A 13392-nucleotide genomic window follows, 5' to 3' on the forward strand; every position below is an offset into this window, starting at 1 on the left:
GCGCGACCACCCGAGACAGTTCCTTGACCCGCGTGCGGGGCGGGGGCCTATCGTCGGCGGCCGGCAGTGACCAGGACGAGGAAGGCGGTGCCTTGGTGTCAGTGGGAGGAGTGCGACAGGTATCCGTACTGGACCGCGCGCATTCCCGCCTGGAACCGGCTGCGGACGCCCAGGTGGGTCAGCAGCCCGGTGATCACCCGGCCCACGGTGCGCGTGGAGACGCCCAGGCTGTGGGCGATGGCTTCGTCCGTCCGCCCCTCGGCCATGAGCTGCAGTACCGCGGCCTGTTGGCGCGTGAGGAGCTCCGGCTCGCAGGGCGCCGCCGTCGGCCCGAGCGGGGTCGCGGCCTCCCAGATGTGCTCGAAGAGCGTGACCAGCAGGGAGATGAGGCCCGGGCTGGTGACCAGCGCCGCCGCGGCCGCGGTGTTCTTCTCGTCGACGGCCACCAGGGCGCTGCGGCGGTCCACGATGGTGAGCCGGTTGGGCAGGACCGGGCTGGTGCGGATGTGGGCGCCGACGCTCTCCAGCCACGTCGCGTACTCCCGGGCCTGGTTGTCGTGGCGGATGCTGTCGAGGTAGATGGTCCGCATCACGATGCCCTGCTCGACGTTGCGCAGGTTCAGCGGCCGGGCCGCCTCGATGCTCGCCTGGGACATCTGCGAGTCGGGGGCGAACGACAGCACCTCGGAGCGGGTGCCGGCCGACAGCAGCTCGATCTGGTCCCGGATCGCGTCGATGCCCTCCAGGTACCGGATCCCGGACCTGGAGGACTCCTGCGACGAGGAGTCGGCGATTTCGGCCATCAGGCCGACGACGGCGGCTCGCGTGGCCTCCATGCGCTGCTGCTGGGCGGCGAGTTCGGCCTGCTGGCGGGCCTGGAGGAGCTGGAGGGCGAGCTGCGGATCGATGGCGCGGCCCTGTTCGGGATCGCCCCCGCCGCCGCGCAGCAGCGCCATCTCGCTGAGCAGGGCCAGTGAGCGGCGTACGTCCTCCGGGGCCAGCCCGAGGCGCTCTGCCAGCTCCAGAACACCGTCCTGGGGATTGGCCAGTTTGCTTCGATAGACCGTTGCGGTCACGTCATCGAGTTCTAGTCGACCGAACATTGTCGCCCACCCCCTGGAAGACCATGTATGGCATATCAGTGCAGCTCACATGCCTGTTTACGTGCGCCAGGCTAGCTTGATCGGCCGCCCGATCGAAGGGTGGTCGGCACGGAATCGAGTGCATATATCCGGCCGATCTGACGAATGCGGCCATGCCGGTTGTCCGGTTCTCCCCCTGCTCCGCCCGCGGCGGTCGACTTCCCGCCGGCGAAGCGCGTTTGATGGGGAGATCTACCTAATAGCGCTGAATCAGGAGGTTTCATGTATCTGGTCCACTTGTACCTGAGTGCCCCTCCGGGGGCGGGCGACCTGCCGCCCGGTGTGGAGGCCGCCCTCTCCGAGGTCCAGCCGGAGGTCGAAATGGCCGTCCGGCACGTGCGGGCGAACGGGGAACCGGTGCTCGGCGTCTACCTCAAGGCACCTGACCTGCACACCGCCGAGCACCGGGCGGCGGTGGCCTGGCACCTCGCCGCGCGCCGCACGGCCGGGGCCGACGCGTGGACGCTGCTGAAGGCCGAGGTACCGCTGCTGGTCCTCGACGAACCGGTCTGACGACCGCCTGACGAACCGGCCTGACGACCGCCTGACGACCGGCCTGGTGACCGCTTGGCAACCGGCCCGACAGGCGTTTCCGAGGTCACCCTGTCCTGTGTAAGACATGTCGAGTCCAGGACAGCCAAGACCTCTGGTTAGCCCCCTTTACCTGCGGCAACCTTGATCACGTCAGCAGGAAACGCCGCTCAACTCGGGGGAATCCAGTCATGCTTAGCCGTCTCAAGTCCGCCACGCTCGTCGCCGTCACCGCCACCGCGCTCCTCACCGGAGCGGTCACCGGAGTGGCCGCGCAGATCGCCGGTTCGGACGGTGCGACGCACCAGGCGGACTGGCGCTGGGACTCCCCCGCCCCGGTCATCGGCAACGGAGCGGACAGCTGAGCACCGGCCTCCGGTCCGGGGGGAACAGGGTCCGCGAGGCACCGATGGTGACCGCAGCGGCCCGGCGGGGAACGCCTTCCCGCACCACCGGCCGATTCGCCTGGCTGTCCCCGACGGCCCTCTGGCCGCTCGCACGACACCTGCTCGCCACCGGTACGGTCCGCCCCCAAGGAGGCGGCACCCGCAGGGCGGACGAGGAGGCCGTGTTCGCAGCGGTCCTGTACATCCTGGTGAGCGGCGAATCCTGGCGCGCACTACCGAAGTCCTTCCCCGTTTCCTGGCAGAACGCCCACCGGCGGTTCGGCCAGTGGTGCGAGGAGGACCTGTGGAACCGGATGGCGGCCACCGCCCGGGCCACGCCCCACATCTCCGCACCGGTACGCGACTGGGCCGAACGCGTCGCCGAGGCGGCCCGGTCCCGCCGGCCGGACCTCACGGACCTCACGGACCTCACGGGCCTCACGGATCGACCTGATCTCCCGGCCCGTACGGACCTCCGGGACCGCCCGGACCGTACGACCCCTACGGACATCCAGGCCAAGGCCCGCACGCAGCCCCGTACCCAGGCCCGTACCCAGGCCAGTGACCGGTCCAGGGCCCGGGTCGCCTGACCGAGCCGCTCACCCCGACCCCCTCCGGTCGGGGTCCGCAGGCCCGCCCCTCGTCTGACCCCCTCACTTGAACCCCACTCCGCCGCTCCCGGGGCACGGCCATGCCCCGGGGCAGAGCCCCGCCCGCGCCCGCCCTGCCCCCAGGCACCGGCACCAGCACCGGCACCGGCACAGACTTTCGCACTCCATCCGAACACCATCGAGAGGTTTACCGTGCGCAGATCCGCGCTCCCCATCATTGCGGCCATGTCCATGGCCCTGCTGGTCCCGCAGTTCCCGGCCTCCGCCGAAGAGGTGCCCAGCGCCCCCCTCGCCGCAGGCGAGATCAAGAACATCGGCCCCGGCCTGTACCAGTCCGCGACCGACAGCTACCAGGTCTTCGAGAACGACGTCGCGACCGGTCTCATGGGCCGCAAGCACACCATCACCGGCCAGGCGCAGGGTGTCTCGCAGGCCCAGGACGCCCCCCAGACCCGCTCCGACCTCGGAGTCTTCGGTCCCAGCTGGGAAGCCGAGTTCGTCGGTGGCGAGCTGAACCGCAAGCTGGCCCAGGAGTCGGGTGCGATCGTCACCACCGACCTGGACAGCGGCCAGTCCGCCCGCTACGAGATGACCGACTCCCTGGAAGCTCCGGGCGGCGGCAGCATCAACACCTACACGTCGTCCGACGGTTCGACCATCATCGAGAACGTGACGTGGGACGACCTCGCCGGCGAGATGAAGTCCAGCATCACCGAGACGGTGAAGCTGGCCCTGGGCGCCGCGGCCGAGGGCGACAGCGGCCCCGTCGGCGCGAACGGCGCTCCCATCCCGGCGGCCGACCTCAACCCCACGTACACCTGGAAGCAGGTGTCCGGCACCGGTGACACCTGGCGCGTCACGAGCGCCGGCAACAAGGCGTACAAGGCCACCGAGATCTCCTACGACGCCCAGGGCCGCGTGGCCACCGTCAAGGAGCCCGCCCGCGGTGAGAACCCCGAGAAGTCCCTCGCCCTGAACTACGCCACCGCGACCACCGCGTCGGGCTCGGCCCTCGGTGACGTGGCCGGCCAGGTCAAGGACATCACGGTCACCACCGGCCAGACCGTCGAGACGCTGGCCCGCTACACCTACGAGGCCTCCGGTCTGCTCCGCGAGGTCACCAACCCGGCCGCGGGCAGCGAGCTCAGCTCCTACACCTACGACGGCGCCGACCGCCTCTCGACCCTGACGAGCGGTGACGGCGGCGACTGGCAGCTGACGTTCACCGGCGACGCCGCCGCCCCGCAGGCCCAGGAGACCAGCGGCGGCATCCCCGACGCCGGCTCCCTCGCGCCCGGCGGCCAGGAGCACCCCGACGGGGTGAGCCCGCCCGCCGAGAACTTCGTCGGCGGCGAGATCACCGACCCGCAGGCCTACCCGCGCGCCTGCTCCTCCCCGCAGGCGTGGATCCGCTGGTGGGGCAACTGCTCCACCGTGGTCGCCCACTACGGCTGGAGGTGGCCGTCCTGGAAGCAGACGCCGACCGGCTACTACGTCCGCGGTGTCTTCGCCGACCACTGCACCGACTCCTACGACCGTCCCCTCGGCTTCGACTTCCGTGCCGCGTGTGACGCCCACGACTACGCCTACGGCACCATCGGCAACGCCTACAAGGGCTACGGCTGGTACCTCGACCGCAACCAGGGCATCGCCGCCGACGGTGCGTTCTACGACCTGATGCGGTACAACACCTGCCCGGCCTACGCCTGGTACAAGCAGGGCACCTGCAAGAGCCTGGCCCGCAACTACTACCTCGGCGTCCTCGCCTTCGGTCGCCCGAAGAACGGCGCCGACGCCACCTGATCGGCCCGCCGATCCGTCCGACGGAACCGTCCGACTGCACCGTCCGACTGAACCCGTCCGACTGCACCACCTGATGGAACCGCCCGACTGAAGAGTCCGGACGGAACCGTTCGAAGGACTACGCAGGGGCCGGGCGCCCGACCCGTCCGGCGCCCCGGCCCCTGCGTCCCCCGGAGCCTTCAGAGCCCCAGAGCCCCAGAGCCCCAGAGCCCCGGAGCCCCAGAGCCCCGGAGCCCTTGGCCCCCGGCCCCCGGAGCCCTTGAACCCCGGCCCCGCCCCCCCCGGCGCCCCGGCCGCCCCGGAACCCCCCGGAGCACGCGTTTCCCCTGAGTCCCCGCCTCCCGGCCCCCGCTCATGCGCCCGCTCCCGCTCGTTCCCCCTGAACTTCCGCCTCACCCCGCGCCCTTGGCCTCCGCCCTGGCTGCGCCCCGCGGTCCCGTCCTCGCCAGCGCAGCGCCACCGCGCCCCGCGGTCCCGTCCTAGCCGGCGCAGCGCCACCGCGCCCCGTAGTCCCCTCCCCGTCCCCACCCCTCCCATGGAGTCACGAGTGAAGAGATCCATGCGGGTCGTGCTCGCCGCCTCGGCAGTAGCCGCCGTTCTCACCGCCGTACCGGTCGGCTTCAACCCCCTGACGGGCGCCGGCCCGGCATTCGCCGCGGACAACGGAGCCATCGACCCGCCGCTGTTCGACGAGACCCAGGACGGCGGCACCGTCCGCGTCAACGTGGTCCTCGACGGGCGGTCGGAGCTCTCCTCTGCCTCCGAAGCGGGAGAGGTCCTCGTCTCGTACGACACCCTGCCGATGGTCACCCTCCGGGTGAACCGCTCCGGCCTGGACTCGCTGAGCACCATGGCGGGCGTCGTCAGCGTCACCGAGGACATCCCCGTCGAGGCGACGCTGAACGAGTCCACCGCCAAGATCGGCAGCGACGCGGCCGTCGCCGCCGGGAAGAACGGCGCCGGCAGCACGATCGCGATCCTCGACACCGGTGTCGCCACCAACCACCCCTTCCTCGCCGGCCGGGTCAAGGCCGAGTCGTGCTTCTCCGTCACCGACGCCGCCTACGGCGCCACCAGCCTGTGCCCCGACGGCACGGCCGAGCAGCACGGCACCGGCAGCGCCGACGCCGACAGCGGCCCCTGCACCACCGTCGGCGCCGGCTGCTCCCACGGCACCCACGTGGCGGGCATCGCCGCGGGCAACGGAGCCGGCGTGACCGGAGCCCCCGCCCGCGGTGTCGCGCCGGGCGCGGACGTCATCGCGATGCAGGTGTTCTCCAAGTTCACCTCCGACACCTACTGCGGCCCGGGCGCCAGCCCCTGCGTCCTGAGCTTCACCAGCTCGCAGATCAAGGCACTGGAGAAGGTCTCGGCCCTCAAGAGCGCCGGTACCAACGTCATCGCGGCCAACCTGTCCCTGGGCGGCGGCCGCTGGACGGCCGCCTGCAACACGGATGCCCGTAAGCCGATCATGGACACCCTCTTCGCCCAGGGCGTCGCCACCGTCGTCGCGGCCGGCAACAACGGCTACACGAACGCGGTCAACGCCCCCGGCTGCGTGCCCTCGGCCCTCACCGTGGGCTCCACCACGGACGACGACCAGCTCTCCACCTTCAGCAACCGCGGCCCGCTCGTGGACCTGCTCGCCCCCGGCACCGCCATCGTGTCCTCCGTCCCCGGCGGCGGTTTCGCCTCCAAGAACGGCACCTCGATGGCCGCGCCCCACGTGGCCGGCGCCCTCGCGATCCTGCGGCAGACCTACCCCGGCAAGACCCTCGCCGAGCTGGAGACCCTGCTGAAGGAGGGCGGAACGCCCATCACCTACGAGGGCGCGGTCACCCCCCGACTCAAGATCAACCTCCCGCAGCAGCCGCAGCGCCCCCGCTTCACCGACTTCAACTGCGACGCCATCGAGGACACCGTCGTCGGTGACCCCAAGGCGACCGTCGGAGGAGACGCCGGCGCCGGTCTGGTCCGCGTGATCTACGGCGGCGGCAAGGGCACGGCCGAGTTCCACCAGGACCTCGCCACCGTCCCGGACGACGCCGAAGCCGGCGACTCCTTCGGTGAGAACCTGGCCACCTTCGACCACGACGAGGACGGCTGCTCCGACCTCGTCGTGGGCATCCCGAGCGAGGACATCGGTACGGAAGCCGACGCCGGCGCCGTCAACGTCCTCTACGGTGCCGCCGGCGGCCTGACCACCGGCAAGGCCGCCCTCAACCTGGTCCAGGGCACGGGTGAAGGCGCCGTCAAGGCCGCGGCCTCCGTTGCCGAGGACCGCTTCGGCCACGCCGTCGCCGCCGGGTACACCGCCCAGGGCCAGCCGTACCTGCTGATCGGTGCGCCCGGCAAGGACTTCGGGGCCGTCAAGGACGCCGGCACCGTCTACTACCTGCGCGGGACCACCAACGTGGCGACCGACCAGAACAAGCCCGCCATGGACGGTGACAACGAGACCGGCGACCGGTTCGGCTCGACCATCGCCGCCTCCGCGAACCACATCGTCGTCGGCACCCCGAACGAAGCCATCGGCACCGCGGCCGACGCGGGCAACATCCAGCTGCTCACCCACGAGCTGAACGCCGGCGGCCTGCCGACCCCCCTCGTGGGCCTCAACCAGAACGACCCGCTCGTGGCCAGCCTCGCCGAGGCCGGAGACCTGTTCGGCGGCTCCCTCGCAGCCGTCGCCTACACCCCGTCCGGTGCGACCGCCTCGACCGACACCCTCCTCGCGGTGGGCGTGCCCGGCGAAGGCCTGACGGTCGGCGGGGCCCCCGTCGACCACGCCGGCCAGGCCTACACCTTCCGCATCACCGGTGCGGGCGCCATCACCAAGGTCGCCTCCATCACCGCCGAGGTCGCCGGAGTGACCGGCACGGCCGCCGCCGGTGACCAGCTCGGCCAGAGCGTGGCCCTGGTCAACCTCGCCCCCGAGGCACCCGCCACCCCGGCGACCCTGGTCCTCGCGGTCGGCATCCCGGGCAAGGACATCGGCGGCGCCGCCGACGCGGGCGCGGTGCAGACCTTCGACCCGCTCGGCGTCCCCGGTGACACCGACCAGTGGATCCAGGCGGGCGACGCCTCCGGCCTGGGCGGCACCCCGACGGCCGGCCACGCCATCGGCTCGCACCTGGGCGCAACCACCTCGGCCCTGCGCATCGGAGTCCCGAACGCCACGCCGTCCGGCGCGGTCCACGCCCTCCCGTGGGGCAACACGACCGCCGGCCGCACCGGAGCCGCCGGCACCGTCACCACGCACCAGCCCGGCCAGAACGGCCTCCCGGCCGGCGGCACCGCCTTCGGCTGGTCCACCGCCTGACCTGGCCCCCCCGGCCTGAAACCGGCCACGCACCACCACCCCCGGGAGGGAGAGGGAAACCCCTCCCTCCCGGGCCCCCACTCCCTTGAACTGGGCCTTTACCAACCGAGGGGGATGGTGCAAGATCGCTCCCGCCCCGCCCCGCCCGCCCGTCCCTCACCACGATCCGGCCGCTACAGCGCCTCCGGGAGGACCCCCGTGTCTCAGCTCATCGGTTACGCGTCAGGCGTCTTCGACCTCTTCCACATCGGCCACCTCAACCTGCTCAAGCAGGCACGGGCCCAGTGCGATTACCTGGTGGCCGGCGTACTGACCGATGAGGCCTCCTGCCACAAGGGCTTCCCCCCGGCGATCCCCCTCCACGAGCGGATCGAGGTCGTCCGCTCCATGAGCTGCGTGGACGAGGCCATCGTCGACCCCACCCTGGAGAACCTGGACGCCTGGCAGCAGATCGGCTTCCACCGCCTCTTCAAGGGCGACGACTGGCGAGGCACCCCCCGAGCGGCCCGCTGGGAAAGCGACTTCACCACCCTGGGCGTAGAGGTCATCTACCTCCCGAACACCCCCCACGCCCCCAGCACCAACCTCCACCGCCTGATCAACCACCTGTAACCCGCAGCCCCCCAAGGCCCCCAGCCACAACCGGCTGGGGGCCTCTGCACGATCAGGAGGCCCGATGCGAGCCCCAACATCCGAACGGGCGGCGGCCGACGCCGCCGACCGGATCGCCCGCCTCGGCGGACGCGGCCTGCGCCTCCAGACCGTAGACATCCAGCACGACTTCGGCCCCGACACGGCCTCGGCACGCCTGACCACCGTGGCAACAGACGGCTCCGCAGCCGAGGAACGACTGGTCCTCACCCGAATCAAAGGCGGCCGCTGGTGCATCGCCCTGGGCCACAACCCGAAAGCAACCACCAAAACCCCGTCCTCAACCGAAAAGCCAACCCCGTAGACACGACCGGCAGCATGCCGTTCGACCATCACGTCATGTCGAGGAACAGCCCTACGCGGGGGTTGATATGACCGTCCTGGCGGCTTGCTCGATCTTCGCGAAGTAGGCTGCGCGGGCTTCCTCGTCGATCGGCTGCTCGTGTTCGGCGCGCATCCCGGTCCGGCCGTCTACGCCCTCGCGCAGGATGTCGGCGTGCCCGGCATGCCGGATGGTCTCGCCGAGGACATGGACCATGACGGCGAACAGGTTCGTGTCGACATGAGGCTCCGGCCACCAGGGCACGTGGCCGGGGGCGTCGAGGGCAAGCTCGCTGATTGTCGCGTCCGAGTGTTCCCACGTACGCCGGTAGAAGCCGACGATCTGACCACGCGTCTCGTCCCCGGCCGCCCATCGATCGCTGCCGTCGGAGTCCTGCCACCGGCAAAGCGGCTCCGGAGAAGGGCGGTCGAAGACCTCACCGAAATACCTGGCCTCGACCATGGCCACATGTTTGACCAGGCCGAGGAGGTTGGTCCCGGTCGCCGTCAGAGGCCGGCGCGCGTCGTATTCGGACAAGCCGTCGAGCTTCCAGAGCAGCGCCTCACGATCCCGCCGCAGTCTCGTGTGCAGGTTGTCCTTCGCGAAATCATCGATCATGCGGAACGAGACTGTCATGGGCTGCGCATGATCTCAAGATCCCGTACACGGAGAGGCGCCCTGGTACGCCCACATCCGGCGTCGCTGATGTCAGGCGTGGATGTCCCTGGGCAGGCCACCGAGAGAGCGGGGCCCTCACTCCTCCTCGTCGCACCGCTCCAGGACCAAGCCGAGGGAACCCTCCTCCAGCCCGTTGCTGTCTTCAAGGTGCAGATGACTCCCGTCGGGAACACCCTCCGCGGCAAGCACCAGCAGATGCCCGGCAAGCGTCCTGAGCCCCGCGGCGTTCGCCTCGATCACGACCTCTCCCCCCAGGTCCCGCACCTCGATCCGCGCGTCCGCCTCCCAAGTGAAGACCTGCGCGACACCATCGGTCACGGCCGTAAGCCGGGTGCTCTCAACGGGGGCGCCCAGCACACACGGCTCCGAAGGCTGCATGACCTTCCGACGTTCGCACAGCTCAGAGCACTGATGGCACGCTATAGGACTGGATGCCAAAGGCCCCCAGTCGAGATCGGCTGGGGGCCTTTGTGCTTGTGCCCTCGGCAGGATTCGAACCTGCGACACCCGCTTTAGGAGAGCGGTGCTCTATCCCCTGAGCTACGAAGGCGGGCCTTGCGTGAAACGTGGCTGAATACTCTGCGTGAGAATCCGGCTCGCCTCGGCAAGGTCCTGGGCTGCCACAAGGGCAGCCCAGGGACAGGGTAGCGGATCAGTGAGGGGCTCCGCGGCTCAGTTGTTGGGGGACGGGGTGAGGCCTTCTGCGGTTTCGGCGTCCGCGTCGGAGTAGGTGGGGTCCTCTCGGTAGCGGGCCGCGCTGGTGGCGTTCTGGGCGAGGAGGAAGCCGAGGATAACCAGGGACTGGGCATCGGCGCCGAAGGCGATCATGCGGCGGTTCCAGAGGGAGCGGTCGAGCTGGGAGAAGCCGGACTCGGTGTCGCTCTGCCCGTCGTCACGTTCGCCGGGAGTGGTGGTGATGGAGCGGGAGCCGGCTGCGCAGTTGCGTTACGAGCGGCGCTGAAGCTCCGTCTGGGTGCTGCTCGCCTTGGAGGTGCCGAGGGCGAGGCATGCGGCCACGACCGAGAGTGAGACCAGGGCCGCGAAGAGGTGGGGCCGGTCTCGGGGAGGGTGAGTTCGACGCGTTCGGCGGCTTCCTGGTCGCCGGCGAGGGCGGCGGCGATGGAGCGGACCTGCTCGTAGCCGGTCATGGCCAGGAAGGTGGGGGCGCGTCCGTAGGATTTCATGCCGGCGAGGTAGACGTCCTTCTCCGGGTGGGAGAGTTCGGTGGCGCCGTGGGGGTAGACGGTGCCGCAGGAGTGCTGGTTGGGGTCGATCAGCGGGGCGAGTTCGGTCGGGGCCTGGAGGCGTTCGTCGAGGCCGAGGCGCAGTTCGTCGAGGAAGGTGAGGTCGGGGCGGAAGCCGGTCAGGACGATGACCTCGTCGACCGGGTCCAGGTGGCGGCCGTCCTCGCCCACGAGGACCAGGCGCCCGGCGGTGTCCCGCTCGACGGACTCGGTGCGGAAGTCGGTGACCGCGTCGGCGTGCCCGCCGTCCACTGCGGCCTTGGCCGCGAGGCCGAGCGCGCCACGGGCGGGCAGCTGGTCGGCGGTGCCGCTGATGCCGCGCCGCAGGATCCAGGTGGCGTGCGTCCCGGTGCAGTCCTCGGCCTTGGCGAGGTCGGTGAGGTACGCCAGAGCGGTGAAGGCGGAGGCTCCGGAGCCGATCACGGCGGTCCGCTTGCCAGCGTAAAGGGCCCGGACGGCAGGGTCCTTGAGGTCGGGGACGCGGTACGTGATCTGCTTGGCGGCGCTCTTCTCGCCGAGGGCGGGCAGGCCGCTGCCGCCGGCCGGGCTCGGGGTGGACCAGGTGCCGGAGGCGTCGATCACGGCGCGGGCGAAGATCCGCTCCTCGCCGCCGGGGCCGGTGAGGTGGATGACGAAGGGCTGGGCCTCGCGGTCGGCGTCGACGATGCGGTCGCGGCCGGTGCGGGAGACTCCGGTGACGGTGGCGTTGTACCTGACGCGGTCGCCGAGGGTGTCGGCCAGCGGCTGGAGGTAGAGCGCGGCCCAGTCCCCGCCGGAGGGGTGGGTGTCGGCGTCGGGCTTGACCCAGCCGGTGGGGGCGAGGAGTTTCTCGGCGGCCGGGTCGACGACCTCTCCCCAGGTGGAGAAGAGGCGTACGTGCGACCAGCCGCAAGTCCGCGAGGGCGGGCCGCCCGTGTTGCGCGCCGCATCCCGGGCACGGCAACCGAGTGAGGCGGAGGTGGCCCGGTCTGCTCCCGACCGCCTCGGCCAGGATCCCGCGCAGCGCCAGATGGGCGGCGATATAGCGGCGGCGATGCTCCTGTTCATGTTCATGTTCATGAATCAGGGTATTGGTCGTGGTCCCTTAATACTTCAAACCGAAGTGGCCCGGCCGGTGCCCGGCAACCAGGGGAGTGGCAAATCGGTTTCGTCAGAGCCAGCCGCGTTGTGCGGCTTTGATGCCTGCTTCGAAGCGGCTGGAAGCGCCGAGGCGTTCCATGATTGAGGCGACTTGTCGCCGGATGGTGCGATCGGTGAGGCCGAGGCGCTGTCCGGTCGCCTCGTCCGTGAGGCCGGTGCCGAGCAGGCGCAGGAGTTCGCGTTCGTGGTCGGTGAGGCCCGCTTGAGGGTCGTCGGGGCGGCTGGCCCCGATGGGTACAGCCGTGTTCCAGGCCTGCTCGAAGAGTTCGAGCAGAGCGGTGACGATGCCGGGCTCGGTGATGTGCAGCGCACCCTTGCGATTGTCGGCGGGGTCGGTCGGCACCAAGGCGTGGTTCCGGTCGACGATGACCACGCGCTGGGGGATGGTGGGGGCGGTGCGGACTTCTCCGCCGCGGCTGAGCAGCTCGTTTGCGTACGCGGCGATGTGGGTGCGGTGGCGGGCGTGCTCCTGGTACAGGGCGCGCAAGGCGACGCCACGGCCAAGGGCAGCGAGGTCGTGGTCGCGTCCGGCGCTGAGGTCGTCGGGGCGCTGGACACCGGGCTGAACGCCGATGATCTCGGTCTGGGCGGTGCGGCACAGGCGTTCGAGCCGGTTGTGGATGGCGTCCATGCCGAGGAGGCGTTCGCCGTGGGCGGAGCGCCGCTGGGCGCGATCGGAGACCATGCGGGTGATCGCCGCGCGGGATGCGGCCAATTTGGCCTGCCGGGCCGCGAGTTCGGCCTCCTGGCGGGCCACGATCTCGGCCAAGCCGATGTCGGGGTCGACGGCCCGCATTTGTCCGGGGTGCTCACTGGATGCCCGGACCAGCATTAGCTGGCCGAGTTCGTCCAAACAATCGTGGACCCGTGTGGGAGTCAGGCCGCATACGCCGGCGATTTGGTCGACACCGTTGTCAGGGTGGTCGAGCATCGCCTGGTAGACATCCGCGGCGTCTTCGCTTACTCCGAGTGCTTGCAGCATGTGCTTGTTCCCCCCTGAACGCCGCCCCCCGGCCGCGCGTGGAGCCCTCATTCTCTCCATCCCGAGCGCCACCATTCAATGTCTTTTCGGCCACAGGCCTTGGAGCCGGCAGGCGGACATTCCATCGAGGCGCATTGGTACATCATTCAGGCGCAATATCCGGACGATCCCGATATCTGCCCAAAGTGGGCCCGGCCGTGTGTCCTGATCCGGATAAGCCCTGTTCAGGACCCACGGAAAGCTTTCCAACGGACCGGTTCTGCGGCGAAGCTACTCATCGTCGGCACGGGACAGTCCGTACGGCAGCCGGGCGAGGCGTCAACCGCGGAAGCGGGACGCAAGACCGGGACAGGACACCTCGCCATGTGATGTGAAAGGAACGGTCACCATGATCCGCACCTGTATTGCCAAGGCCACCGCAGTCGCCGCCCTCGTACTCGGCGTCACCGTGCTCGTCGCCCCCGCCGCCCCCGTCACCCCCGCCACAGCCGCTACCGCACCTGCGGCCACGACCGAAGTCGCCCCGGCCCCTCTCACCCAGACGGGGCCCGACGACACCGGCACCTGGGGCGGCTGACCG

14 protein-coding genes and 1 tRNA gene are annotated in these 13392 nt (G+C 70.5%); 8 read left to right on the forward strand and 7 right to left on the reverse strand.

The annotated features are described in order from the left end of the window. Positions 1-98: 98 nt before the first annotated feature. Positions 99-1076 carry a helix-turn-helix transcriptional regulator gene (locus tag OG898_RS15175; RefSeq protein WP_266957373.1) on the reverse strand — a complete coding sequence of 326 codons (978 nt, stop codon included), beginning with the start codon at positions 1074-1076 and terminating at the stop codon, positions 99-101. Positions 1077-1364: 288 nt separating this feature from the next. Between OG898_RS15175 and OG898_RS15180 the strand changes: the two genes are divergently transcribed. From OG898_RS15180 to OG898_RS15210, 7 genes are all read left to right on the forward strand, one after another. Beyond that, positions 1365-1655, forward strand: coding sequence for a hypothetical protein (locus OG898_RS15180; RefSeq protein WP_266957375.1), 291 nt, complete (start codon positions 1365-1367; stop codon positions 1653-1655). A gap of 209 nt (positions 1656-1864) precedes the next feature. Next, a complete protein-coding gene (locus tag OG898_RS15185) occupies positions 1865-2038 on the forward strand; it encodes a hypothetical protein (protein ID WP_250742586.1) in 174 nt (57 codons plus the stop codon). A 44-nt stretch (positions 2039-2082) separates the two neighbouring features. Continuing rightward, complete coding sequence (locus tag OG898_RS15190) at positions 2083-2649, forward strand: transposase (RefSeq protein WP_266957377.1); 567 nt, start codon at positions 2083-2085, stop codon at positions 2647-2649. 246 nt (positions 2650-2895) lie between these two features. Further along, on the forward strand, positions 2896-4473 hold the full coding sequence (locus OG898_RS15195) for a phospholipase A2 (protein WP_266957379.1): 1578 nt from the start codon (positions 2896-2898) through the stop codon (positions 4471-4473). A 547-nt stretch (positions 4474-5020) separates the two neighbouring features. After that, positions 5021-7795, forward strand: a complete 2775-nt coding sequence (locus OG898_RS15200) for a S8 family serine peptidase (protein WP_323184854.1) — start codon at positions 5021-5023, stop codon at positions 7793-7795. Between the two features lie 198 nt (positions 7796-7993). Beyond that, positions 7994-8407, forward strand: coding sequence for an adenylyltransferase/cytidyltransferase family protein (locus OG898_RS15205; RefSeq protein WP_250742582.1), 414 nt, complete (start codon positions 7994-7996; stop codon positions 8405-8407). Between the two features lie 64 nt (positions 8408-8471). Further along, positions 8472-8750: a hypothetical protein gene (locus OG898_RS15210; protein WP_250742581.1), complete on the forward strand. Its 279-nt coding sequence runs from the start codon at positions 8472-8474 to the stop codon at positions 8748-8750. A 51-nt stretch (positions 8751-8801) separates the two neighbouring features. Here the strand turns inward: OG898_RS15210 and OG898_RS15215 are convergent, their stop codons facing one another. From OG898_RS15215 to OG898_RS15240, 6 genes are all read right to left on the reverse strand, one after another. Then, positions 8802-9386 carry a DinB family protein gene (locus OG898_RS15215; RefSeq protein ID WP_266957382.1) on the reverse strand — a complete coding sequence of 195 codons (585 nt, stop codon included), beginning with the start codon at positions 9384-9386 and terminating at the stop codon, positions 8802-8804. A 135-nt stretch (positions 9387-9521) separates the two neighbouring features. Next, entirely contained in the window at positions 9522-9764 is a 243-nt protein-coding gene (locus OG898_RS15220) for a hypothetical protein (RefSeq protein WP_266957384.1), read from the reverse strand. Positions 9765-9923: 159 nt separating this feature from the next. Then, positions 9924-9996: transfer RNA gene (locus tag OG898_RS15225), tRNA-Arg, on the reverse strand. A gap of 122 nt (positions 9997-10118) precedes the next feature. Next, positions 10119-10274 (reverse strand): hypothetical protein, encoded by a 156-nt coding sequence (locus tag OG898_RS15230; protein WP_266957386.1) that lies wholly within the window; start codon positions 10272-10274, stop codon positions 10119-10121. Continuing rightward, a complete protein-coding gene (locus tag OG898_RS15235; protein WP_266957388.1) occupies positions 10271-11749 on the reverse strand; it encodes an FAD-dependent oxidoreductase in 1479 nt (492 codons plus the stop codon). The genes OG898_RS15230 and OG898_RS15235 overlap by 4 nt, the downstream gene beginning before the upstream one ends. A gap of 91 nt (positions 11750-11840) precedes the next feature. Beyond that, the gene (locus OG898_RS15240) at positions 11841-12812 is read right to left on the reverse strand and encodes a LuxR C-terminal-related transcriptional regulator (protein WP_266957390.1); all 972 of its coding nucleotides are present in this window, start codon (positions 12810-12812) and stop codon (positions 11841-11843) included. Between the two features lie 388 nt (positions 12813-13200). Here OG898_RS15240 and OG898_RS15245 point away from each other — a divergent pair, with 388 nt between their 5' ends. Next, positions 13201-13389: a hypothetical protein gene (locus tag OG898_RS15245; protein WP_266957392.1), complete on the forward strand. Its 189-nt coding sequence runs from the start codon at positions 13201-13203 to the stop codon at positions 13387-13389. The last annotated feature ends 3 nt before the right edge of the window (positions 13390-13392 follow it).

The sequence above is a fragment of the Streptomyces sp. NBC_00193 genome (assembly GCF_026342735.1).
Lineage (GTDB): Bacteria > Actinomycetota > Actinomycetes > Streptomycetales > Streptomycetaceae > Streptomyces > Streptomyces stoeckheimensis.

Excerpts from the sequence above, each read along its gene's own strand:
- OG898_RS15180 (WP_266957375.1), top strand. The coding sequence starts at position 1,365 with ATGTATCTGGTCCACTTGTACCTGAGTGCCCCTCCGGGGGCGGGCGAC.
- OG898_RS15185 (WP_250742586.1), top strand. The coding sequence starts at position 1,865 with ATGCTTAGCCGTCTCAAGTCCGCCACGCTCGTCGCCGTCACCGCCACC.
- OG898_RS15190 (WP_266957377.1), top strand. The coding sequence starts at position 2,083 with ATGGTGACCGCAGCGGCCCGGCGGGGAACGCCTTCCCGCACCACCGGC.
- OG898_RS15195 (WP_266957379.1), top strand. The coding sequence starts at position 2,896 with ATGTCCATGGCCCTGCTGGTCCCGCAGTTCCCGGCCTCCGCCGAAGAG.
- OG898_RS15210 (WP_250742581.1), top strand. The coding sequence starts at position 8,472 with ATGCGAGCCCCAACATCCGAACGGGCGGCGGCCGACGCCGCCGACCGG.
- OG898_RS15215 (WP_266957382.1), bottom strand. The coding sequence starts at position 9,386 with ATGATCGATGATTTCGCGAAGGACAACCTGCACACGAGACTGCGGCGG.
- OG898_RS15230 (WP_266957386.1), bottom strand. The coding sequence starts at position 10,274 with ATGATCGCCTTCGGCGCCGATGCCCAGTCCCTGGTTATCCTCGGCTTC.
- OG898_RS15235 (WP_266957388.1), bottom strand. The coding sequence starts at position 11,749 with ATGAACATGAACATGAACAGGAGCATCGCCGCCGCTATATCGCCGCCC.
- OG898_RS15240 (WP_266957390.1), bottom strand. The coding sequence starts at position 12,812 with ATGCTGCAAGCACTCGGAGTAAGCGAAGACGCCGCGGATGTCTACCAG.
- OG898_RS15245 (WP_266957392.1), top strand. The coding sequence starts at position 13,201 with ATGATCCGCACCTGTATTGCCAAGGCCACCGCAGTCGCCGCCCTCGTA.